Source organism: Rathayibacter sp. AY1A4 (genome assembly GCF_002930955.1).
GTDB lineage: Bacteria > Actinomycetota > Actinomycetes > Actinomycetales > Microbacteriaceae > Rathayibacter.
On sequence record NZ_PSTN01000001.1, the window covers coordinates 265,017 to 287,758 of the forward strand.

Here is a 22,742-nt window from a genome sequence, read left to right on the forward strand (position 1 = left end):
TCCTCCGCCTTGCGGAGAACGCCGCGACGCACGATCAGCCCTCTCCAGACCGGGGGGCGCCGGCTTCGCGGCGACAGCGTCGGGCGCGACACCGCCGGTACCGCTTCCTCCTCCGCCTTGCGGAGAACGCCGCGACGCACGATCAGCCCTCTCTGAAGGGGAGCGGGGCGCCGGCTTCGCGGCGACAGCGTCGGGCGCGACACCGCCGGTACCGCTTCCTCCTCCGCCTTGCGGAGAGCACCGTGACGCACGATCAGCCCTCTCCGAACGGGAGCGCCGCGCAGGCTTCGCGGCGACGGCGAGGGCGCGAGATCGCCGGTACCGGCTTTGTCCTCCGCTCTGCGGAGAACACCGCGGCGCCCTCAAGCGGTCAGTTGCGGGAGATGCGGGGGGCGTAGCCGGCGTCGGTGAGGACCTGGATGACGCGGTCGGCGTGCTCGGGGCCGCGGGTCTCGACGCTGATCTCGATCTCGACCTCGCTGATCTGCAGGCCCCGGCCGTGCCGGGTGTGCAGCACCTCGACCACGTTCGCGTTCGCCTCCGAGATGAGCTCCGCGATGCGCGACAGCTGCCCCGGACGATCCGGCAGCCCGATGCTCATCTTGAGGTAGCGCTCCGACGCGGCCAGGCCCCGGCTGATCACCCGCTCCATCATCAGCGGATCGATGTTGCCGCCCGACAGGATGACCGCGGTCGCTCCGGCGTCGCGGATCTTCCCCGTCAGGATCGCCGCGATGCCCACCGCGCCCGCGGGCTCCACCACGAGCTTCGCCCGCTCCAGCAGCACCAGCAGAGCCCGGGCGATGTCGTCGTCCTCGACGGTGACGACCTCGTCCACCATCTCGCGGACGATCGCGAAGTTCAGCTGCCCCGGCTTCGCCACGGCGATGCCGTCGGCGATCGTCGGAGAGATCGTGATCGCGGTCGGCTCGCCGCTCGCGAGCGAGAGGGGGTACGGCGCCGCGTTGGCCGCCTGCACGCCGATGACGCGGAGAGTGCGCCCCTCCTCGGCCGCCTTCTGCTTGGCCGCCGAGGCGACCCCGGCGATGAGGCCGCCCCCGCCGATGGGCACCACGATGGTCTCGACGGCGGGGGCCTGCTCGAGGATCTCGAGGCCGACCGTGCCCTGGCCGGTGATCACGTCGGGGTGGTCGTAGGGAGGAACGAAGACCGCGCCGGTGCGCTCGGCGAACTCCGCCGCCGCCGCGAGCGCCTCGTTGAAGATGTGCCCGCTCAGCACCACGTCAGCGCCGTAGTCACGGGTGGCCGCGAGCTTGGGCAGCGCGACGCCGATCGGCATGAAGATCGTGGCCTTGATCCCCAGCTCTCGCGCCGCGTAGGCGACGCCCTGCGCGTGGTTGCCGGCCGAGGCCGCCACGACTCCGCGGGCCCGCTCCTCCGGGGTGAGCCGCGACATCCGGAACACGGCTCCGCGGATCTTGTAGGAGCCGGTGCGCTGGAGGTTCTCGCACTTGAGGAACACGGGCGAGCCGAGGACCTGCGCGAGGAAGGTGCTCGTCTCCATGGGGGTGGCGGCGATGACGGGGGCGAGGACGGCGCGGGCCGCCTCGAACTCGTGGAGGGCGGGTCCGACGACGCGGCTAGTCTGCATGCTCTGCGGCAACTCTCTCGGGGGTTCGGGTCGGCGAGCGCCAGGCTCCGCTCGCGACGTACTTGACCATGACGTTGAGCGTGGCCACGACGGGCACCGCGAAGAAGGCGCCGGCGATGCCGCCGATGATCGAGCCTCCGGCCACAGCGAGCACGACGGCCAGCGGGTGGACCTTGACCGCCGACCCCATGATCAGCGGCTGGAGGATGTGGCCCTCGAGCTGCTGCACCGCGAGGACGACGATCAGCAGGAAGAGCGCGATCAGCGGTCCGTTGTAGACCAGCGCGATGAAGACGGCCAGCGCCCCGGTCACCACGGCGCCGATGACCGGCACGAAGGAGCCGAGGAAGACGAGCACGCCGATCGGGATGGCCAGCGGGACGCCGAGGAGGAAGGAGCCGAGGCCGATGCCGACCGCGTCGACGAAGGCGACCAGGATCTGCACCTTCACGAAGTTGGTCAGCGTGACCCACCCTGCGCGACCGGCGCCATCGACGGCTCCGCGGGCGCGGCGCGGGAAGAGGCGGACGACCCAGCTCCAGATGTTCGGCCCGTCGATGAGGATGAACAGCGTCGAGAAGAGGGTGAGCAGCACGCCCGTCAGCAGGTGGCCGACGGTCGAGCCGACGCTGAGCGCGCCGCTGACCAGCATCCCCGAGTCCTGCTGCAGGGCCGTGAGGGCCTGCTGCGCGTACTGGTTGATATCGGTCTCGGTGAGGTGGAGCGGCGACTCGAGGAGGAAGGCCTTGAAGTCGTCGTAGGACTGCACCGTCTGCCGGCTGAGGTCGTCGAAGCCGGAGTAGACCTGGGTGACGACGAGGAAGAGGAGCCCGCCGATCACCACGACGATCCCCAGCTCCGCCAGGACGACGGCGGCCCACTTGGGCCAGCGGTGGCGCTGGAGGAAGCTCGAGAACGGCACCAGGAGGGCGGCGATCACGATCGCGAGCAGGAGCGGGATGACGATCAGCCGCAGCTCGATGACGAGCAGCACCAGCACCGCGAGCGCCGCGACCACGACGAGGACGCGCCAGGCCCAGGCGCCCGCGATGCGCATCCCGTCGCTCACGAAGGCCGAATCGGCGACGGGAGCGGGCCGGGAGGGGGCGGCCGGGGCGACGGGCGCGGCGGGCTGGACGGCGCGCGGGCCGGAGGTGCGGCGGGACCTGCCGAGTCTCATCTGCCCAGACTAGGCCCCGGCGCATACCCCGCGCGGTATCCCCGGGGAGTGCTCATGCGGCGGCGCCGACCGCCGCCTGCTCCGGTGCCGGACCGACCGCCACCGGGCGCCGCGCGGGCAGCACGCCGACCCGCTCCCCCGGCTCGAGGCGATGCCCCGACGCGTGCTGGACGGTGACCTCCTCGCCCGTCGACAGCCGGACGGTCGAGCGCCGCACCGGCCCCAGGAAGCTCGAGGCGAGGACGACTCCGGGCAGGGAGTCGGGAGCGCCGTCGGCCACGACGGCGAGGTCCTCGGGGCGGAGGAACACCGACACGGGCCCGTCCGCCGCCGCCGCGTCGACGAGCGGCAGGCGCACGCCGAGCGCGAGGACCGATCCCGACGAGACCGTCCCCGTGACCACCGTCGAGAGGCCGACGAAGCGGGCCGTGAAGGCGGTCGCCGGGCGCGCGTAGAGGTCCTCCGGCGCGCCCAGCTGCTCGATCCGCCCGGCGTTCATCACCGCGACGCGGTCGGCGACGGCGAGCGCCTCCTCCTGGTCGTGCGTGACGAAGAACGTGGTGATGCCGATCTCGGACTGCAGGCGCTTGATCTCGTCGCGCAGCTGGACGCGGACCTTCGCGTCCAGTGCCGACAGGGGCTCGTCCAGCAGCAGCACCCGCGGCCGCGTGACGAGGGCGCGCGCGAGCGCCACCCGCTGCTGCTGGCCGCCGGAGAGCTCGTGCGCGTAGCGGTCGCCGAGGGCGCCGAGGCCCACGACCTCCAGCGCCTCCCCCGCGGCCGCCCGGCGTTCGCGCGCCCCGACTCCCCGGGTGCGCAGCCCGAACTCGACGTTCTCGCGCGCCCGCAGGTGCGGGAAGAGCGAGTACGATTGGAAGACCATGCCCATGTCGCGCTTCGCGACGGGGACGTGGGCGACGTCCTCCTCGTCGACGAGGATCCGCCCCGCGTCGATCCGCTCGAGACCGCTGAGGGCGCGCAGGGCTGTGGTCTTGCCGCAGCCGGAGGGGCCGAGCAGCGCGATGAACTCACCCGGGGCCACGTCGAACGAGACGCCGTCGAGCGCTCGCGCGGAGCCGTAGTGCCGCTCCACGTCGACGAAGCGCACGCGGGCGCCGGGGAGGGTGGGAGCGGTCACGAGGAGCCTTTCGAGGAGCGCGCCCGGCCCGTCGGCAGGCCGATCCGCGCGAGGCGGCCGATCCCGAGCAGGAGGGCGAAGGCGAAGAGGAGCGAGAGCAGCGAGAAGATCACGGCGACGTAGGCGTCGGACTTCGACACCTGCACCAGGCCGGTCTGGAGGGTGGTGCGGCTGAGGAGCGAGGCGATCGTGTACTCGCCGAGAACGACTGCGACGGTGATCAGCGCGGCCGCGACCAGGCCCCGGCGCAGGTTCGGCAGGAGGACCCTCCCGAGCACCGCGAGCGGGCCCGCGCCGAGCGAGCGGGCCGCTTCCGAGAGCGTCACGGCGTCGAGACCGGCGAGGTCCGCCGCCACGGCGCGGTAGGCGTAGGGCAGGACCAGCACCCCGTAGGCGAGAGCGAGCGTCCACGGCGCGGAGCCGGCGAGCCGGGTGACCACGGAGTAGACCGGCGCGAGGCCGACGACGAGGACGATGGCGGGCACGGTCAGCGGGAGCAGGCAGACCAGCTCCAGAGCCCGGCGCAGGCGCGGGAGCCGGACCTCGACGAGCAGCATCGTCGGCACCAGCAGGACCAGGACGATGAGGGCGGTGACGACGGCGAGGACCAGCGAGTTGCCGATCCCCTGGAACAGCGAGCGGTAGGCGCGCTCGTTCTCCGGGTCGAGGATCGCCGTCCAGTGCGCGAGGTCGTGGCCGCCGGCGCTGCGGAGCGTGAACTCCGCCATCGCGACGATCGGGACGGCGAACACCAGCCCGGTGATCACGAGCACCGCCCCGGACAGGAGCCGCGCGGGCCTCATCGCTGCCACCGCCGGGCCCGGCGCTGCAGCAGCGCGTACCCGGACATCAGGACCACCATCACCGCGAGCATCCCGAGCGCGAGGGCGCCCGCGAGGTTCTCGCGGCCCAGCACCGTCTCGCTGACCAGCGCGGCGCGGATCTGCAGCGGGACGATCTGCGCGCCCTGGCTGATGAGCGCCGCCGCGGTGGCGAAGGAGGAGAACGCGTTCGCGAACAGCAGCAGGACGCAGCCGAGGAACGACGGCGCCAGCACCGGGAGTGCCACGTGCAGCCAGTAGCCGAGCCGGCCCCCGCCGAGCACCGCGTTCGCCTCGGCCCACTCCGTACGCAGGCCCTCGAGCGCGGGCAGGAACGTGAGCACCATCAGGGGCACCTGGAAGTAGAGGTAGGGGAGGACGAGCCCGGGCAGCTGGTAGAGCCACACGCCGTCGGCGTAGAGGTCGACGCCCGCTCCCGCGAGGAGGGTGGTCACCAGCCCCTGCACGCCGATCGTCGCGATGAACGCGAACGCGAGCATCACGCCGCCGAACTGCGCGAGGACGCTCGCCGCTGCATTGACGACGGTCCGGAGCGCCCCGCGCGGATCGGAGCCGAGCAGGGCCAGGCACACGACCGCGCCCAGCACCGCGCCGACGACGGCGGTGACGGCCGAGAGCCCGAGCGACGCGCCGAAGGCGGACAGCACGACGGGATCCCCGAGCGCCAGCACGTTCGCCGTGGTGAAGCGGCCGTCTCCGTCCGTGAATCCGGTCGCCACCGCGAGGACCGTGGGGACGGCCAGGAACAGCAGGACGTAGAGCGCGAAGGGGGCGACGCCCAGCACGGCCGGGGTGCCGCGCCGTCCCCGGAGCGCGGACGCCCCGGAGACGGCCTCGGCGGGAGCGGTGGTCACTGGATCGCCGCGGCCCACTTCTCGGCGAGGAGCGACGAGGCCGCCTCGGTCTGCTCCTCCGTGAACTGGACGAGGTCGGAGGGAGCGGCGCCGACGGCGTCGAGCGCGTCCTGGTCGACCGTGCCGGCCTCGGTCATCGCGGCCAGGCGCACCGGGTAGGCGCCGGCGGCGAGGTAGAGGTTCTGCGCGGCGTCGGAGTAGAGGTACTCCTGCCAGAGCCGCGCGGCCGCGGGGTGCGGAGCGTCGGCGTTGACCGCCTGGTTGTAGTAGCTGCCGACGGCGGAGCCCGGGAGGACGGTCGTCGTCCACTCGCGGGTGCCCTCGTTCGCCTTCCCGGCGGCGAGGTTGTTGTAGCTCCAGTCGAAGACGACAGGGGTCTCGCCCGAGGCGATGGTGGCGTCGGTCGGGTCCAGCGGCAGGAAGTTGCCGGCGTCGTTCAGCTTCTCGAAGAAGTCGATCCCCGCCTGGACGTCGTCGGCGGAGCCGCCGGACTGGAGAGCCGCGAGCTGCACTGCGGCCGCGGCGGCTCCCGCCTGGGTCGGGTCGCCGTTGATCGCGACCGAGCCGCGGTAGTCGGCGCCGAGGAGGTCCTCGAGCGACGTGGGCGCAGGCACCGCGGCCGCGTCGAACCCGATCGACATCAGGCCGGTGTAGTCGTTGACCCAGAGGCCCGACTCCTCCTTGTTCCCCTCGGGGATGTCGTCCCAGGACTCGACCTTGTACGGCGCGAACATGTCCGTGTTCGCCAGAGCGACGGCCGGCCCGAGGTCGAACACGTCGGGAGCGGTGTCCTGCCCGGCGAGGTTCTCCGCCGTGCTGATCTCCTCCGCGGAGGAGACGTCGGGGTCGGCGGAGTTCACGGTGATGCCGTACTCGTCCTCGAAGCCGCTGATCAGCTCGCCGTAGTTCGCCCAGGTGTCGGGCAGGGCGATGACGTTGAGCTCGCCCTCGGCCTTCGCGGCCTCGACCAGGGCGTCCAGCCCGCCGAGGTCCGCGGCGGACGTGGCGGACGCCGCGTCCGCGCCGCCGCCGTCGGACGAGGCGGTGGCGCCGCCGGAGCAGGCCGAGAGTGTGAAGACGAGGGCGGTGCCGGCGGCGGCGACCGCGGCGGCGCGCGACAGGCGCTGAATGGTCAAGGGTCCTCCAGGAGTCGGGTGGGCCGCCCCGGTGGGACGGCCTCGGGCACGGTAGGAGCGCCGCGAGTCGGCGAGGGAGCGCGGCGGTGAATGCCGGGCGAACGCCGGGGGCCGAATCGGGGACGGCGATGTCGGGGGCGTTCGCTAGCGTGGGCGGACCATGACCGAGCAGCTCTCCGCCGCGCTGGCGCGCCGCATCGCCCTGACGGCGCAGGGGTTCGGCGTCCCCCGTCCGTCCCGGGTCGACGCGCGCCGGGTGCGCGCCGCCGTGGACCGGATCCGCCCGCTCCAGCTCGACTCGGTGAACGTCTTCGAGCGGAGCCACTACCTGCCGCTGCTCGCGCGGCTCGGCCCGTACGATCGCTCCCTCCTCGACGCCGCGGCCTTCTCCCCCGACGGCCCCTACGTCGAGTACTGGGCCCACGAGGCCGCCCTCGTCCGCCGCGAGGATCTCCCGCTCTACCGCTGGCGGATGGAGCACTACCGCCGGGTCCGCCTGCCCGAGCACGAGGGCTGGGCCCACGAGAACCGCGCCACCCTCGACTGGCTCCGCGCCGCGCTCGCCGACGGTCCCCTCCGCGCCTCCGAGATCGAGCACGAGGCCAACGTCCGCACGGGCCCCTGGTGGGGCTGGTCCGACATCAAGCGCGGCCTCGAGGTCCTGTTCCGCTGGGGCGAGGTGGTGACGGCGGGGCGCACGCGCTTCGAGCGCTCCTACGGTCTCGCCGAGCGGCTCCTCCCGAGCGCGGTGCTCGACGCCGACGTGCCCCTCCCCGACGCCGTCCGCGAGCTCGTGCGCCGGGCGGCCCGGGCCCACGGGATCGGCACCCTCGGCGACCTGGCCGACTACCACCGGCTGCTCCAGTCCCCCACGCGCGTCGCGATCGACGAGCTGGTCGAGGCGGGCGAGCTCGAGCGCGTCGAGGTGCGCGGCTGGGAGCGGGGCGGGCGGCCCGTTCCGCTCTGGCGGCACGTCGACGCCCGACGCCCCCGCACGCTCCGGGCGGACGCGCTCCTCTCGCCGTTCGACCCCGTGGTCTGGCACCGGCCGAGGGCCGAGCTGTTCTTCGGCTTCCACTACCGGATCGAGATCTACACCCCGGCCGAGCAGCGGATCCACGGCTACTACGTCCTCCCCGTGCTCCTCGACGACGTGATCGCTGCACGGGTCGACCTCAAGAGCGAGCGCAAACGCCGGGTCCTCCTCGTGCAGGCCGCCTGGCTCGAGCCGGGGGCCCCGGCCGACACGCCGGAGCGGCTCGCCGCACTGCTGGTCGAGGCGGCGGCCTGGCAGGCCCTCGACGCCGTCGAGGTCGTCGGTCGCGGCGACCTCGCGGCCGCCCTCGCCGCAGCACTGAGGAGGATCGCGTGAGCGCGCCCGGCGGCGTCCTGGCGCTGGCGCTCTCGGAGCGCTGCGTCGCCCGTCTGCTCGAGCGCGGGAGCGTCGTCGGGGTCGGCACGGGCGAGCTCGCCCACGCGGCCGGCGTCTCCCTCCGGACCTTCCACCGGTACCTCGGCGGGAAGGAGGACTGCGTGCGCCCGGTGCTCGCCGCCGCGATCGCCGCGATGGGACGCGCCCTCCTCGAGCGCCCGGCCGCCGAGCCGCTGAACGCGGCGCTCGGCCACGCCTTCGCCGCGGCGGCCTCCGGTCCCCAGCTCGACCGCACCCTCCGGCTGATCCCCCTGCTCACCGAGACCTCGGCGATGCGCGCCGTCTGGGCGCAGTCGCTGCACGACGGCGAGGAGGCGCTGACGCCGTTCCTCGCGGAGCGGATGGGGCTCGGCCGCACGTCCCCGCACCGGGCGGCCGTCCTGGCCACCGTCGTCCTCGCCCTGGTCCGGCGGGCGCTGGTCGACGCGGCGGCGAGCGGCATCGACCCGGCGCCGGTCTTCGCCGAGTACCTGACGACCGTCGACGGCGGTCCGCTCGCGGCTCCGACCGGATGACGTCCCGTCCGGCGCGGTGACGGGCGCACCTCCGACCGAAGCGGGACGCGGTGCGGGGCGGCGATCGTCGACGGGGCGTCGGCCGGATCGGCCTGCTAGAAGCGCGAGCCCATCTCGGAGAGGCGGGCGACGCGGTCCGCGATCGGCGGATGGGTCGCGAAGAGGCGCGCGACCACCCCCGGCTTCGACGGGTCGGCGATCCAGAGGTGCGCCATCGAGCTGTTCTGCCGCTGCATCGGCCGGCCCGCGGACTCGAGCTTCAGCAGGGCGCGGGCGAGGGCGTCGGGGTGGCGGGTCGTCAGCGCACCGGTGGCGTCGGCGAGGTACTCGCGCTGACGGGAGATCGAGAGCTGCACGACCGAGGCGACGATCGGCGCGAGGACTATCGACACCAGCCCGACGATCAGGAGCGCCGGGTTGCCCCCGCCGTTGCCGTTGCCGCCCCGCCCGAAGAAGGCCAGGCGGAGGAAGGCGTCCGAGAGGAAGCCCACCGCGACGACGAGACCGAAGACGATCATCGAGACGCGGATGTCGTAGTTGCGGACGTGGCCCAGCTCGTGGGCCATCACGCCCTCCAGCTCGGCGTCGTCCATGATCGCGAGCAGGCCCGTCGTCGCGGCCACGACGGCGTGCTCGGGATCACGGCCGGTCGCGAACGCGTTCGGCGCCGGGTCGTCGATCAGGTACACCTTCGGCATCGGCGTGCCCGTCGCGATCGAGAGGTTCTCGACGATGCGGTACAGCCTCGGCTCGTCCGCCTTCTCCACCGCCACGCCGCCGCTGAGCGCGACCGCCTGGCGAGCGGCGAAGAAGTACTGGAAGAACGCGTACCCGGCGGCGATCACGAGCACCACCACGACGATCATCGTGCTGCGGTAGACCGCTGCAGCCAGGGCGCCCAGGCCGCCGATGATCGCCAGGAACAGGACGAGGATCAGGACCGTGTTGCGCTTGTTGCGGGCGATCGCGCTGTACACGGCGCCTGCCTAGAACTGGACGCGCGGGGGCTCCGAGATCGCAGCGAGATCGCCGACCTCGAAGAACTCGCGCTCCGAGAAGCCGAGCCGGCGCGAGAAGAGCGTGTTCGGGAAGACCTTCACCTTGGTGTTCATCTCGCGCACGCCGCCGTTGTAGAAGCGCCGGGCCGACTGGATCTTGTCCTCGGTGTCGACCAGCTCGCCCTGCAGCTGGAGGAAGTTCTGGCTCGCCTGCAGCTGGGGGTACGCCTCCGCGACCGCGAAGATCGACTTCAGAGCGCTCTGCATGTGGTCCTCGGCGACCGACGCCTCCGCCGGGCCCTGGGCCTGCAGCGTCTCGGCGCGAGCCTGCGTCACCGACTCGAAGACCTGGCGCTCGTGCGAGGCGTAGCCCTTCACGGAGTCGATCACGTTGGGGATCAGATCCGCGCGGCGCTTCAGCTGGACGGTGATGTCGCTCCACGCCTCGTCCACGCGGACGTTGAGGGTGACCAGCGAGTTGTACGTCGCCCAGAGGTAGACCCCGAGGATGACGACGAGCGCGACGACGACGATGAGCGGGACGAGCCATTCCATGCCGTCCAGTGTAGGGACGGCGCGCTCCCCGGCACCTGTCGATGAGGCGCATTCGCAGGGGCGGGTCGGCCCTACTTGAGGGTCTTCTGCAGCAGGACGGTGCTGAGCCAGCGCTCGAACTTGAAGCCGACCCGGCCCATCCGGCCGACCTCGACGAATCCGAACTGCGCGTGCATCGCCAGCGACGCCTCCGCGCCCTTGTCGGCGATGACGGCCATGATCTGACGGATCCCCACGGCCTTCGCGCGCTCGAGGAGCTCGGCCATCAGCGCCCGGCCGAGGCCCTTCCCGGTGGAGGCCGCCCGCAGGTAGATCGAGTTCTCCACGGTGAAGCGGTACGCCCGCTTGGAGGACCACGGCGACACCATCGCGTAGCCGAGGATCTGGCCCGACGGCGAGACGGCCACGATGAAGGGCAGCCCGAGCTTCTGATTGCGGGAGAACTTCGTCCGCCACTCCTTCAGCGTCGAATCGTCCTCGTCGAAGGTCACCACCGTGTTGCGCACGTAGTGGTTGTAGATCTCGCGGATGTCCGGGAGGTCGGCGTCGCGGGCGTCGCGGATCTCGAACGAGAAGCCGGGCTCGGGAGGCGGCGCCTTCCGCAGGTGCGGCGGCAGGACGCGCCGGCTCTCGTACTCTTCCTCAAGCATCCGGCTCCCCTTCGGCTCCGCCCATCGATCCGGGCCAGCGTAGCCGCCCCGCGGGCGAGCGCCCGGTCACGCGAGAGCGCTCCAGTCGACCGGCTCCGCGCCGCGCTCCTCCAGGAGGGCGTTGGCGCGGCTGAACGGCCGGGAGCCGAAGAAGCCGCGCGAGGCCGACAGCGGGCTGGGGTGCGCGCTCTCGATCACTCCGGCCTCCCTCAGCATCGGGCGGAGCGACGCGGCGTCGCGGCCCCAGAGGATCGCGACGAGAGGCGCGTCCCGGGCGGCCAGCGTACGGATCGCGTGCTCGGTGACCGCCTCCCAGCCCTTCCCGCGGTGCGAGGCGGGAGAGCCGGGGGCGACGGTGAGGACCCGGTTGAGCAGCATCACGCCGCTCGAGGTCCAGCCGCTGAGGTCGCCGTGCTCGGGCGGCTCGACGCCGAGGTCGTCCCGGAGCTCGCGGTGGATGTTCTGCAGGCTCCTCGGCAGCGGGCGCACGTGGCGCTCGACCGCGAAGGACAGCCCGATCGGGTGCCCGGGCGTCGGATACGGGTCCTGTCCGACGATCAGGACGCGCACGTCCGCGAGCGGTGCGGCGAAGGCGCGGAGCACGTCGCGGCCCGCGGGGAGGTAGGGCCGGCCGGCCGCGACCTCGCCGCGGAGGAAGTCGCCCATCGCGGCGATGTCCCCGGCGACGGGGGCGAGCGCCTCCGCCCAGCCCCTGTCGATCAGTCCCGAGGCCGCGAGCTCCGCGAGGTCCACCCGGTCAGCCCGCCGCGAGCGTCGCGACGACGACTCCGGCGTCGCTGCCGCTCACGCGCCACACCGAGCCGGCGCCGCCGACGCGGAGCGCGCCGGTCCCGACGATCAGCACGGTGGACTCGTCGAGCGCGACGCCGCCGTCGACCAGGCCCGCCTCGACGGCCGCGACCAGGCGGCCGAGGGTCCCCCACTGCGCCGCATGCACGTCGACCGTCACGTCGATGAGGCCGATGCCCTCGAGCACCGTGACCTCGTCGAGCTCCTCCGCCGCGCCCTCCGGGACGACGGCGACACCGCCGATCCGGTGGCCGCCGACGAGGGCGCGATCGGCTGCGACGGCGGCTCCCGCCGAGTAGCCGGCGTACGGCACTCCGGAGGAGACGAGATCGCGCAGCCGCGGGAAGCAGGCCTCGAGCGCGTCGCGGTAGGCCGGGGTCAGCCCTCCGCCGACGAAGATCCCGTCGACGTCGTCGAAGACCGCGGGATCGATCCGGCCGCCCTCCGGCTTCATCACGGCGAACGCGTCGAGCGGGCCGACCGTCGCGAGCAGTGCCGCGTAGCCGGCGTAGGCCTCCGGGCCGAGCCCGTCGTGGACGACGACGATCGCGATGCGCGGGCCCTCGATCCGGCCGGCGTCGACCGCGTGGGCGCGCGCCTCCGCGAGGAACGCCCCGTACAGCTGCTGGTCGTGCTCGACGCCGCCTCCGCCGCCGATCAGGTGGACGCTCACTCGTCGTCCTCGGCGAGGGCTCCGTCCACCGGGGGCAGAGCCGACCAGGGGAAGACGATCCAGCGCGGGGTGCGGCGCCAGAAGAAATCGGGCTCGAGCACCGTGCGCGGCTTCGTGTACAGGGTCACGGTGCGCACCTCGGCACCCATCGCGCGGATGAGCTTCACCGAGAGGGCGAGGGTGTGGCCGGAGTCGGAGACGTCGTCGACCAGGAGGATGCGCTTGCCGCGCACGGACGCCTCGTCGAGCAGCGGCGGCAGCACCACGGGCTCCGCCAGGCGCGCCTCGACGCCGGTGTAGAACTCGACGTTCAGCGCGCCGCAGCTCTTGATGCCGAGCGCGTAGGCCACGGCGCCCGCGAGGAGCAGACCGCCGCGCGCGATGGCGACGACCAGCTCCGGCCGGTAGCCCGACGCGACCACGTCGTCGGCCAGGTGCCGAGCGGCGTCGCCGAACTCGAGCCAGCCGAGCACCTCCTTCTCCGTGGCGGCGAGGAGGGCGGCGGAGTCGTCGGCGTCGGAAACCATGAGGGACAGGCTAGGCCGTCGCGGGCCTCCGCGTCACATCGGTCAGGCGCGCGGGGCCAGGGGTCCCTTCGCGACCTTGTGCGGGGCCGCCTGCGCGACCGGCTTGATGGTCACGAGGTCGAGGTTGACGTGGGCGGGGAGCTCCACCGAGGAGACGATCGCAGCGGCGACGTCCTCCGCGACCAGCGGGTCGGGGACCTCGGCGTAGACCGCGTCGGCGCGCTCCCGATCGCCGCCGAAGCGGACCAGCGAGAACTCGTCCGTGTGCACCATCCCCGGCGCGATCTCGATCACGCGGATCGGCTCGCCCGCCAGCTCGAGCCGCAGCACGGCGACCAGCGCGTGCGCGGCGTGCTTGGCGGCGTTGTACCCGCCTCCGCCCTCGTAGGCGACGTGGCCGGCGATCGAGGTGACCGTCACGATGTCCGCGGAGGTGCCGCTCCCCCGGATCCCGGCGCGCAGCAGCGGGAGCAGCGCGCTGGTCACGAGCTTCACCGAGAGCACGTTGATCTCGAACATGCGGCGCCAGTCCTCGGGGTCGGACTTCTCGACCGAGTCGAGTCCGAGCGCACCGCCCGCGTTGTTCACGAGCGCGTGCACGGGCCCGGAGGAGGCGAGGTGGTCGCGCAGAGCGTCGACCTGGGCGGCGTCGGTGAGGTCGGCGGCGAAGTACCCGGCGCCGGTCTCGGCGGCGAGCGCCTCCAGCCGGTCGCGCCGGCGCGCGACGGCGACGACCTCCCAGCCGTGCTCGCGGAACAGGCGGACCGTGGCCGCCCCGATCCCTGAACTCGCTCCTGTCACGACAACGCGTCGATCCACGCCCGTCCCCTTCCGTCAAGCCTCGGACACCCTCGACTCCGTCGTCGCAGCCCAACGCTAGTCTGGCCGCGTGCCGCCCGCCGACCCGGTTCCCGCGACCGCCGGGACAGCCGTCACCCCGAAGCGCCGCGTGCCCCTCTGGGACAACGCGCGCTTCGTCTGCGTGACCCTCGTCGTGATCGGGCACGGCGTCCAGAGGCTGACGGCCAACTCCGACACCTCGCTCATCGTCTACCTGACGATCTACGCCTTCCACATGCCGGCCTTCGCGATCATCTCGGGCTACTTCTCCAAGAGCGGCGCACCGAGCGGGCGCGCGATGCGGCGGGTGCTGACCGACATCCTCCTGCCCTACCTGATCATGGAGACGATCTGGACCCTGGTGCAGTTCCTGGTCGAGGGCAAGCAGGAGTTCAACCCGACGAAGCCGAGCTGGACGCTGTGGTTCCTGCTCGCGCTGGGCATCTTCCGCCTCGTCCTCCCCTACCTGGCGCTGCTGCGCTGGCCGCTGCTGATCAGCGTGGTGCTCGCGGTCGGGGTCAGCTACTACGACAACATCGACTCGACCTTCTCGCTCGCACGCGCGATCGGGATCCTGCCGTTCTTCGTGTTCGGCTGGCGGCTGCGCGGCTTCTCCCCCGGCGGCCGCTCCGCCGTCGAGCGCTGGCTCGATCAGCCGCCGTCGCGGGTGCTCCTCGCCCGGATCCTCGCCGTCGTCCTCTTCGCGGTCACGGCGGTCGTCATGACCGTCAACATCGAGGCGTTCCGAGCGGCGGACCTTCGCTACTGGTTCTTCTACGACCGCCCCTACGACGCCCTCGGCGAGACCCAGTGGTGGGCCGGGCTGGTGCGGCTGGCCCTGATGGCCGGAGCGGTCGTGCTCTCGCTCGCGCTCTTCGCGCTGGTTCCGCGCCGCCGCACCCCGCTCACCGCCTGGGGGCAGTCGACGATGTACGTCTACCTCCTCCACAGCTTCGTCCTCTATCCGCTGCGGGAGTCCGGGATCCTCTCGCGGACGGAGAGCACGCTCGCCCTCGTGCTGATGATCGTGTTCTGCATCGCGGTCTCGGTCGTGCTCTCGCTCGGCTGGACCCGCACGGTCTTCCACCGGCTGGTCGAGCCCCGCGCGGCCTGGCTCTTCGCCCCGGCGGCCGACGAGAGGCCCCGGCGCCCGGACCGCGCCGACCCCACGGGCGCCAAGCGCGACCGGCAGCCCGAGCGGCGCTGACGGCCGTTACCCCGTGTGTCGGCGGTCCTGGCCGCCCGGCGGGCCCCCGCGTACGCTCGTCGCGACGGAGAACGGCCCCGTCCCCGACCCCGACGATCCGATGGGAAGCACCATGACCGACTCCGACCAGTGGCAGTTCGAGACCAAGCAGATCCACTCGGGCGCCGCGCCGGACCCGGTGACCAAGGCCCGCGCGACGCCGATCTACCAGACCACCTCCTACGTCTTCGACAACGCGGAGCACGCCCAGAACCTGTTCGCGCTGGCCGAGTTCGGGAACATCTACACCCGCATCCAGAACCCGACCCAGGCGGTCGTGGAGGAGCGGCTCACCGCCCTCGAGGGCGGCTCCGGCGCCCTGCTGCTCGCCTCGGGCCAGGCCGCCGAGACCGCGGCAGTGCTGAACATCGCCCAGGCCGGCGACCACATCGTCTCGTCGTCCTCGATCTACGGCGGCACCTACAACCTCTTCAAGTACACCCTCGCCAAGCTCGGCATCGAGACGACCTTCGTCGAGAACCAGGACGACCGCGAGGAGTGGCGCCGCGCCGTCCGCCCGAACACGAAGCTGTTCTTCGCCGAGACCGTCGGCAACCCCAAGATCAACATCCTCGACATCCGCACAGTGGCCGATGTCGCGCACGACGCCGGCGTGCCCCTGATCGTCGACAACACCATCGCGACGCCCTACCTGATCCGCCCCTTCGAGCACGGCGCGGACATCATCGTGCACTCGGCGACGAAGTTCCTCGGCGGCCACGGCACGGTCATCGGCGGAGCGATCGTCGACGGCGGCCGCTTCTCGTGGACCGCGAACGCCGAGCGCTTCCCCGGCCTCACCACGCCGGACGAGTCCTACCACGGTGCCGTCTACACCGACGCGGTCGGCGACTCCCTCGCCTACATCATCAAGGCCCGCGTGCAGCTGCTGCGCGACCTCGGCGCCTCGATCGCTCCGGCGAGCGCCTGGCAGCTCATCCAGGGCATCGAGACCCTCTCGCTCCGGATCGAGCGCCACGTGCAGAACGCGCAGGAGATCGCGGAGTACCTCGAGAACCACTCCGACATCGCCTCGGTGAACTACTCGGGCCTGCCCACCTCGCCCTGGTACGCCGCGGCCAACCGCTACGCGCCGAAGGGCGTGGGCGCGGTGCTCTCGTTCGAGCTCAAGGGCGGAGTGGACGCCGGCCGGGCCTTCGTCGACTCGCTGGAGCTGTTCTCACACCTGGCCAACATCGGCGACGTCCGCTCGCTCGTCATCCACCCCGCGTCGACCACGCACTCGCAGCTCTCGCCCGAGCAGCAGCTGACCGCCGGCGTCACTCCGGGCCTGGTGCGCCTGTCGGTGGGGCTCGAGAACGTCGACGACCTCCGCGCCGACCTCGACAAGGCTCTCCGCGCCGCGCGCGCCGTCGTCGAGGCCTCCCGCGCGAACGCCTGAGGCCCCTCGGCGCCCTGACGGGGTCCCCGTCCTCGAGGACCACGTCAGGGCGCTCCGCGCGCGGGCGGAGGAGCGCGGGAGCAGGGCGTAACAAACGGCTCCGCCCCGCGGCGCTCTGACACGATGGACAGCGCTATGGACTGGCAGCAGACACTCGAGGACACGGTCCCGTCGGCGTTCGTCACCGAGCGCCAGCTCCTCTCGGTCATCGGCAAGCCGCCCGCCACCGGAGCCTGGCGCGACGGCGACCACCCGGGCGGGCGCCGCTTCGTCGACCTCGGCCCGTTCGACTTCGAGGCGGGCGGCCGCCTCCCCCACGCCCGCATCGCCTACGAGACCTGGGGCGCGCTGAACGAGCGCCGCGACAACGCCGTCCTCGTCCTGCACGCCCTGACCGGCGACTCCCACCTGCTCGGCCGCGGCGATCCCGGCCACGCGACGGACGGCTGGTGGTCGGGACTCGTCGGCCCCGGCCTCGTGATCGACACCGACCGCTTCTTCGTGGTCGCCCCGAACATGCTCGGCGGCTGCCAGGGCTCCAGCGGTCCCGCGTCCCTCGCCCCCGACGGCCACGAGTGGGGCGCACGGTTCCCGTACACGAGCATCCGCGACCAGGTGCGGGCGCAGGTGCAGTTCAGCGACCTGCTCGGCGTCGAGCGGTGGCACACCGTCATCGGCGGGTCGATGGGCGGGATGCAGGCGCTGGAGTGGGGGATCGACCACGCGGAGCGGGTCGCGCGCCTCGCGGTCCTCGCCGCTCCCCCGCGGGCCACGGCCGACCAGATCGCCCTCAACTTCGTGCAGCTCGAGGCGATCCGCAACGACGCGGCCTTCGCGGGCGGCTCCTACTACGACGCGGGCGACGGCCAGGGCCCGTACCACGGCCTCGCGCTCGCCCGCCGGATGGCACTGCTCAACTACCGCAGCCCCTCCGAGCTCAACGACCGCTTCGAGCGCAGCTGGCAGTCGGGGCTCAGCCCGCTCGGCGGCGGCGGCCGCTTCGCCGTGGAGTCGTACCTCGACTTCCACGGCAACAAGTTCACGCGCCGCTTCGACGCGAACAGCTACATCACGCTCGTCGAGGCGATGAACTCGCACGACGTCGGCCGCGGCCGGGGCGGCGAGGCGGCCGCCCTCTCCCGGATCACCAGCCCGACTCTCGTCCTCGGCATCGACAGCGACCGGCTCTTCCCGGTCGAGGGCCAGCGGATCATCGCGGCGCACGCTCCCGGCGCTCTCGACGGCGGAGAGGTCGCGGTGATCACCTCGACGTTCGGCCACGACGGGTTCCTCATCGAGGACGACGCGGTCGGCGCGCACCTCGCCCGGCTGCTGGCGCATCCCGCGACGGCCTGACCCGCCCGACTCCGGCGCGGTTCGACGCCCCGAACCGCTCCGGCCGGCCCGGCCAGTGGCTATCGTGAGACGGGGGCCAGCCCCGCGCCACGACCGGAGGGGGCCAGAGCGTGCCGATGATCCGCAGCGCCCGCGAGCGCGACCGGCTGCTGCGCCACTCCGCCTGCGGGATCGGCCTGCTCACGGAGGCGGGGGCGCTCGGCATGGCCCTCATCCCCGGGACGCTCCAGCCCGCCGCCGTGCCGTTCGCCGTCGCGCTGCTCCTGGGCATGATGGCCGCCCACGTCGAGCTCGCCCGGACGGGGCGCCGCAGCCGCGTGATCGCGGTCGCCGTCGGCGGCCTGCTGCTGGGCTGGGGCCTCGCGCTGGGGCTCGCTCCGGGCGCCGACTTCGCCGGGTTCGTCCTGGTCAACACCGCGAACGCCGTGACCGCGAGCATCGCCGTGGTCGTGACGACGTCCGCGCGCCGACTGCTCCTGCTGCTGCCGGTGCTCCTCCCGAGCCTGATCCCGTCGGTGCTCGTCTCGAGCGGCACCATGATCCCCACCGTGGTCGTCCAGAGCCTGCTGCCCTGGGGCACGCTCTGCGGATTCGCCCTCTGGATCGGCACAGCGGTCCCGCGGGTGGTGCGGCGGATCGACAGCATCGGCAACGCCCACCGCGTGGAGCGCCTCGCCAGCGAGACGGAGGCGCAGCGCCGGCAGGGCGCGCGGCTCCTGCACGACACGGTGCTGGCCACCCTCACGCTCCTCGCGCACTCGGGCCGCGGAGTGTCGGTCGACGCGCTCCGGCAGCAGGCGGCGCAGGACGCGCAGCTCCTGCGCCAGCTCCGGCTCGGCGGGACCCCCACCCCGAGCGCGTCCGGCTCCTACCAGCTGACCAGCGTCACGTCCGCCCCCGCGGCCAACACCCTCGAGACCGTCCGCAACCGCTTCGGCCGGATGGGGCTCGACGTGATCTGGCACGGCTCCGGCCAGGTGGCGCTCACCGGCGCGGCCCTCGACTCCTTCGTCCTCGCCCTGGCGGAGTGCCTCGAGAACGTGCGCCGCCACTCCGGCGTCGCCTCGGCCGACGTGACGATCACCGAGGACGAGACGACCGTCCGCGCGATGGTCACGGATGCGGGCGCGGGCTTCGACATCGCGACCGTCCCCGACACGAAGCTCGGCTTCAAGGAGTCGGTGATCGCCCGGCTCGGCGACGTCGGCGGCCGCACCCGCCTGTTCAGCGCCCCCGGATCGGGGACGACCGTGGTGCTGGAGGTCCCGAAGTGAGCCCCGCGCCGGAGTCTCGGGCCCCGCTGCTGGGACGCGTGCCCGCGACGCACGGCCGCTCCTCCCGGTCCGCCCGCTCGGTCCGCCGCCAGCAGGAGGGGCTCGGCACCAACTACCTCGGCAGCGGCCTCAACGGCATCGCCGCCGCGATCCTCGCCTACGAGCTGCTGATCTTCCTCTCGACCTCCGCCCGCTACAGCGACCTCGCACCCGCGGCGATCGCCTGGGTCCTCGTCGTCCTGGCCTTCGGGTCCACCGTCCTCGCGATCCACCTCGGCGGACGCCGCCTGCCGCTTCCGGTCTACCTCTGCTTCCTCGTCGCCCTCGGAGCCGCCGTCGTGCTCGACCTGGTGGCCGTGACCGACTCCGGCGCGGCCCGCACCGTCCCCACCGCCGCGGTCGCGGGCGCCGTCGCGCACGCCGCGCTGATCGTCCACCGGCGCGGGATCGAGATCCTCGCGGTGAGCGCCCTCGTCGCGATCGCCGAGGTGATCGCGTTCCTCTCGATGGAGTCGGGCGGCGCGGGCGCGCTATCGGTGCGCATCAGCGCCCTCGTGGTGACGATCGCGCCGGCCGTCGTCGTGGTCGTGATGATGCGCGGGTTCCGCCGGATGGTCCAGCTCGAGATCGACCGCGCCCTCGTGCAGAGCACCACGCTCGGCCCGCGCTACGCGGTCGGGATGCTCGCCTCGGAAGAGCTCGCACGGCTCGACCTCGCCGCCGAGCGCCTCCTCGCCGAGGTGGGCGACGGCTCGGTCCGCCTGCCCCTCGACGCCCAGCGCGCCGCGCACGCGACCTCGCTCGCCACCCAGCTCCGCCTCCACCTCATCGAGGGGCGGCGCGAGACCTGGCTGCACCACGCCGTGCTCGAGTCCGAGCTGCTCGCGCCGCTCGTCGAGCTCGACGACCCGGACGGCACCGCCGGGCTCCTCGGGCACCAGCAGCGCGACGGGCTCCTCTCGGCGATCTGGCTGATCGCCGACAGCGCGACCGGGCTCGCCGTGGTCCTCCACGTCGAGTCGGGCAGCCCCCGCGATCCCGGAGCCGGGACGGCCGCCCGAGGACTGCTCGTGCCGATCACGCTCCGCTCCTCAGGCGCGCCCTTGCGCGGCGTCGATCCTGCGACGTGGGAGGCTATCGCTCAGGTCGGCGTCTTCCGCGACACCTCGCGCGACGGGGAGCTCCGGATCGAGATCGACTGCCTGGTCGAGAATCCCGCCGACCGGTGAGCAGCCGCCGAGAGACCGCCGACGACCGCCGACCGAAGGACACCGATGACACCCACCGCTGACGCGAAGATCACTCTCGCGGTCGTGGACGACCACAAGATGCTCCTCGGAGCGCTCACGGAGTGGATCCGCGGAGCCGCCTCCGACATCCAGCTGGTGGCCGCGGTCGCCTCCTGGCCCGAGCTGCTCACGCACCCCGAGTTCCCCGTCGACGTCGTGCTCCTCGACCTCGACCTCAAGGACAACATCCCGATCTCGGTGAAGCTCTCGACCCTCAAGACCACCGGGGTGAAGACCGTGCTGATGAGCACCTACTCCGAGCCCGCCGTGGTCCGCGAGGCACTCGCCTCCGGAGCCCTCGGCTACCTCGTGAAGACCGAGGACGCGGACATGATCGTCGAGGCGATCCGCGCGGCCAAGGACGGCCACTCCTACATCTCGCACGAGCTCGACATGGCGCTCTCCACCGGCGACTCCGACGGAGCGCCGAAGCTCAGCGCGCAGGAGCGCCGCGTGATGGCCCTCTACGGCGGCGGCGAGCCGGTCAAGTCGGTCGCGTTCGAGCTGGGCATCTCGGAGGAGACCGCGAAGTCGTACCTCAAGCGGATCCGCGAGAAGTACCGCGTCGTCGGCATCGACGTCGGCACGAAGGTGGCGCTCCGCAAGCGCGCCATCCACGACGGGATCCTCATCGAGACGGACTGAGTCCTCTTCCGCGGCGGTCCCCGCCCGCCGCGGCGCGGTCGGCTTCACGACGTGGCGTGTTCCGCAGAGCGGGGCGCGTCGCCCGGCATCGATCCGCTGACACGCGGATCACTGTCGGCGGGCTCCAGGGGGGCGGCGGTCCCCGCCCGACACGGCGCGGTCGGCTTCACGACGTAGTGCGATCCGCAGAGCGGGGCGCGTCGCCCGGCATCGATCCGCTGACACGCGGATCGCTGTCGGCGGGCTCCACGAAGGCGCGGCGGTCCCCGCCCGCCGCGGCGCGGTCGGCTTCACGACGTGGTGCGTTCCGCGGAGCGAGGTGCGTCGCCAGGCATCGATCCGCTGGCACGCGGATCGCTGTCGGCGGGCTCCACGAGGGCGCGGCGGTCCCCGCCCGCCACGGCGCGATCGGCTTCACGACGTGGTGCGTTCCGCGGAGCGAGGTGCGTCGCCCGGCATCGATCCGCTGGCACGCGGATCGCTGTCGGCGGGCTCCACCTCGTCGAGCGGCGGCCACCTGCTCCTGCGATCGAGCAGGGCGGGCGTGCCTGAGTCGTGCCGGTCGAGTAGCCGCGGGACGCGGCGTATCGAGACCCACCAGGCACGGGCAACGGGTCGATGCTGGTCGAGAGGCCGCGGGACGCGCGGCATCGAGACCCACCGGACCGGGACTGCCCGTGCTCCTGCGGGCCCGCGTCAGGGGGCCAGGACGGCGACCGTCATGCCGGGCGTCGCGGCGGGGGCGTCCATCGCGGCGAGGGCGTCGGGCAGGTCCTCGAAGGCGATGGTGCGGCCGACGGAGTCGGCGGGGCGCAGACGGCCGGCGACGATGTCGTCGAGGAGGGCCGTGTAGCCGCTCCGGGCGATGCCGTGGCTGCCCAGCAGCTCCAGCTCCTGGGCGATGACCCGGCCGAGCGGGGTCGCCGGTGCGGCGTCGGGCCCGAGGAGCAGACCCACCTGCACGTGCCGTCCGCGCGGACGCAGGGCGGCGATCGACGCCTCCGCGGTGACCCTGCTGCCGACGGCGTCGACCGCCAGATGCGCCCCTCCTCCGGTCGCCGCGCGGATCGCGTCGGCGGCACCCTCGCCTCCGGGGACGGTCACCGCCCCGAGCGCCGCCGCGGCCTCCCGCGCGGGAGCGGAGACATCCGACGCCACCACCCGGGCTCCGGCGGCGAGCGCCACGATCACCGCGGAGAGGCCGACTCCGCCGCAGCCCAGCACCGCGACCCACTCCCCCGGGGCGACCCGGCCGCGCTCGTGCAGGGCGTGGTACGCGGTCCCGAAGCGGCAGCCGAGACCGGCCGCCTCGACGAAGCCGACGGAGTCGGGCAGGCGCACCAGGTTCAGGTCCGCACCCGGCACGGCCACCGCCTCGGCGAACGACCCGTCAAGGGTGAATCCCGGCTGCTGCTGCCGGAGGCACACCTGCGTCGCCCCCTCCCGGCACTGCTCGCAGTCGCCGCAGGCGAACACGAACGGCGCCGTGACCCGGTCGCCGACCGCGAAGAGCGACACCTGGGCTCCCGTCGCGATCACCGTCCCGGCGAACTCGTGCCCGGGGATCTGCGGCAGGACGACCGAGTCGTCGTGCCCCTTCCACGCGTGCCAGTCGCTCCGGCACACCCCGGTCGCCGCGACGCGGACGACGACGCCGTCGACGGGGCAGACGGGCTCCGGGACCTCGACGATCGCGGGGAGGGCGGAGAAGGACGAGTAGCTCACGGCGCGCATGCCGAGAGTCTTCCAGAGGCCCGGGCCGCGCTCT

22 protein-coding genes are annotated in these 22,742 nt (G+C 73.1%); 8 read left to right on the top strand and 14 right to left on the bottom strand.

Annotated features, from left to right (window positions below):
• Positions 1-370 precede the first annotated feature (370 nt).
• The 6 genes from ilvA to C5B92_RS01200 are packed head-to-tail and all read right to left on the bottom strand — an operon-like array spanning position 371 to position 6,762.
• Entirely contained in the window at positions 371-1,612 is a 1,242-nt protein-coding gene (ilvA, locus tag C5B92_RS01175; RefSeq protein WP_104224429.1) for a threonine ammonia-lyase, read from the bottom strand.
• On the bottom strand, positions 1,602-2,792 hold the full coding sequence (locus tag C5B92_RS01180) for an AI-2E family transporter (RefSeq protein WP_104225517.1): 1,191 nt from the start codon (positions 2,790-2,792) through the stop codon (positions 1,602-1,604). Before C5B92_RS01180 ends, ilvA begins: the two co-directional genes overlap by 11 nt.
• Before the next feature lie 52 nt (positions 2,793-2,844).
• Positions 2,845-3,930, bottom strand: a complete 1,086-nt coding sequence (locus C5B92_RS01185; RefSeq protein WP_104255283.1) for an ABC transporter ATP-binding protein — start codon at positions 3,928-3,930, stop codon at positions 2,845-2,847.
• Complete coding sequence (locus C5B92_RS01190; protein WP_104255282.1) at positions 3,927-4,733, bottom strand: ABC transporter permease; 807 nt, start codon at positions 4,731-4,733, stop codon at positions 3,927-3,929. Before C5B92_RS01190 ends, C5B92_RS01185 begins: the two co-directional genes overlap by 4 nt.
• A complete protein-coding gene (locus C5B92_RS01195) occupies positions 4,730-5,626 on the bottom strand; it encodes an ABC transporter permease subunit (protein ID WP_104255296.1) in 897 nt (298 codons plus the stop codon). Before C5B92_RS01195 ends, C5B92_RS01190 begins: the two co-directional genes overlap by 4 nt.
• On the bottom strand, positions 5,623-6,762 hold the full coding sequence (locus tag C5B92_RS01200; protein WP_104255281.1) for an ABC transporter substrate-binding protein: 1,140 nt from the start codon (positions 6,760-6,762) through the stop codon (positions 5,623-5,625). Before C5B92_RS01200 ends, C5B92_RS01195 begins: the two co-directional genes overlap by 4 nt.
• A gap of 160 nt (positions 6,763-6,922) precedes the next feature.
• Between C5B92_RS01200 and C5B92_RS01205 the strand changes: the two genes are divergently transcribed.
• Positions 6,923-8,134, top strand: coding sequence for a winged helix-turn-helix domain-containing protein (locus C5B92_RS01205; RefSeq protein WP_104255280.1), 1,212 nt, complete (start codon positions 6,923-6,925; stop codon positions 8,132-8,134).
• Positions 8,131-8,709: a TetR/AcrR family transcriptional regulator gene (locus C5B92_RS01210; protein WP_104224435.1), complete on the top strand. Its 579-nt coding sequence runs from the start codon at positions 8,131-8,133 to the stop codon at positions 8,707-8,709. Before C5B92_RS01205 ends, C5B92_RS01210 begins: the two co-directional genes overlap by 4 nt.
• A 95-nt stretch (positions 8,710-8,804) precedes the next feature.
• On the opposite strand, the gene C5B92_RS01215 is transcribed toward C5B92_RS01210, so the two are convergent.
• From C5B92_RS01215 to C5B92_RS01245, 7 genes are all read right to left on the bottom strand, one after another.
• Positions 8,805-9,686: a M48 family metalloprotease gene (locus tag C5B92_RS01215; RefSeq protein ID WP_104255279.1), complete on the bottom strand. Its 882-nt coding sequence runs from the start codon at positions 9,684-9,686 to the stop codon at positions 8,805-8,807.
• 9 nt (positions 9,687-9,695) lie between these two features.
• Positions 9,696-10,262: a LemA family protein gene (locus C5B92_RS01220; protein WP_104225511.1), complete on the bottom strand. Its 567-nt coding sequence runs from the start codon at positions 10,260-10,262 to the stop codon at positions 9,696-9,698.
• A 71-nt stretch (positions 10,263-10,333) separates the two neighbouring features.
• Positions 10,334-10,912 (bottom strand): GNAT family N-acetyltransferase, encoded by a 579-nt coding sequence (locus C5B92_RS01225; protein ID WP_104224438.1) that lies wholly within the window; start codon positions 10,910-10,912, stop codon positions 10,334-10,336.
• Positions 10,913-10,978: 66 nt separating this feature from the next.
• Complete coding sequence (locus C5B92_RS01230) at positions 10,979-11,665, bottom strand: uracil-DNA glycosylase (protein ID WP_104255278.1); 687 nt, start codon at positions 11,663-11,665, stop codon at positions 10,979-10,981.
• Positions 11,666-11,669: 4 nt separating this feature from the next.
• Positions 11,670-12,395 (bottom strand): peptidase S51, encoded by a 726-nt coding sequence (locus C5B92_RS01235; RefSeq protein ID WP_104224440.1) that lies wholly within the window; start codon positions 12,393-12,395, stop codon positions 11,670-11,672.
• The gene (locus C5B92_RS01240) at positions 12,392-12,922 is read right to left on the bottom strand and encodes a phosphoribosyltransferase (RefSeq protein WP_104224441.1); all 531 of its coding nucleotides are present in this window, start codon (positions 12,920-12,922) and stop codon (positions 12,392-12,394) included. Before C5B92_RS01240 ends, C5B92_RS01235 begins: the two co-directional genes overlap by 4 nt.
• A gap of 42 nt (positions 12,923-12,964) precedes the next feature.
• The gene (locus C5B92_RS01245) at positions 12,965-13,741 is read right to left on the bottom strand and encodes an SDR family NAD(P)-dependent oxidoreductase (protein WP_258061205.1); all 777 of its coding nucleotides are present in this window, start codon (positions 13,739-13,741) and stop codon (positions 12,965-12,967) included.
• A gap of 70 nt (positions 13,742-13,811) precedes the next feature.
• On the opposite strand from C5B92_RS01245, the gene C5B92_RS01250 reads away from it, so the two are divergent.
• The 6 genes from C5B92_RS01250 to C5B92_RS01275 all read left to right on the top strand — a co-directional run bounded on the left by C5B92_RS01250 (position 13,812) and on the right by C5B92_RS01275 (position 20,974).
• A complete protein-coding gene (locus C5B92_RS01250) occupies positions 13,812-14,969 on the top strand; it encodes an acyltransferase family protein (protein ID WP_258061207.1) in 1,158 nt (385 codons plus the stop codon).
• Positions 14,970-15,081: 112 nt separating this feature from the next.
• The gene (locus C5B92_RS01255; RefSeq protein WP_104255277.1) at positions 15,082-16,410 is read left to right on the top strand and encodes a bifunctional o-acetylhomoserine/o-acetylserine sulfhydrylase; all 1,329 of its coding nucleotides are present in this window, start codon (positions 15,082-15,084) and stop codon (positions 16,408-16,410) included.
• 135 nt (positions 16,411-16,545) lie between these two features.
• Positions 16,546-17,766, top strand: a complete 1,221-nt coding sequence (locus tag C5B92_RS01260) for a homoserine O-acetyltransferase (RefSeq protein WP_104255276.1) — start codon at positions 16,546-16,548, stop codon at positions 17,764-17,766.
• A gap of 116 nt (positions 17,767-17,882) precedes the next feature.
• Positions 17,883-19,040, top strand: a complete 1,158-nt coding sequence (locus tag C5B92_RS01265; RefSeq protein ID WP_104224445.1) for a sensor histidine kinase — start codon at positions 17,883-17,885, stop codon at positions 19,038-19,040.
• A 38-nt stretch (positions 19,041-19,078) separates the two neighbouring features.
• A complete protein-coding gene (locus tag C5B92_RS01270; RefSeq protein WP_104255275.1) occupies positions 19,079-20,269 on the top strand; it encodes a hypothetical protein in 1,191 nt (396 codons plus the stop codon).
• A gap of 45 nt (positions 20,270-20,314) precedes the next feature.
• The gene (locus C5B92_RS01275; protein WP_104224447.1) at positions 20,315-20,974 is read left to right on the top strand and encodes a response regulator; all 660 of its coding nucleotides are present in this window, start codon (positions 20,315-20,317) and stop codon (positions 20,972-20,974) included.
• 696 nt (positions 20,975-21,670) lie between these two features.
• Here the strand turns inward: C5B92_RS01275 and C5B92_RS01280 are convergent.
• Complete coding sequence (locus C5B92_RS01280; protein WP_104255274.1) at positions 21,671-22,708, bottom strand: alcohol dehydrogenase catalytic domain-containing protein; 1,038 nt, start codon at positions 22,706-22,708, stop codon at positions 21,671-21,673.
• Positions 22,709-22,742: the final 34 nt, after the last annotated feature.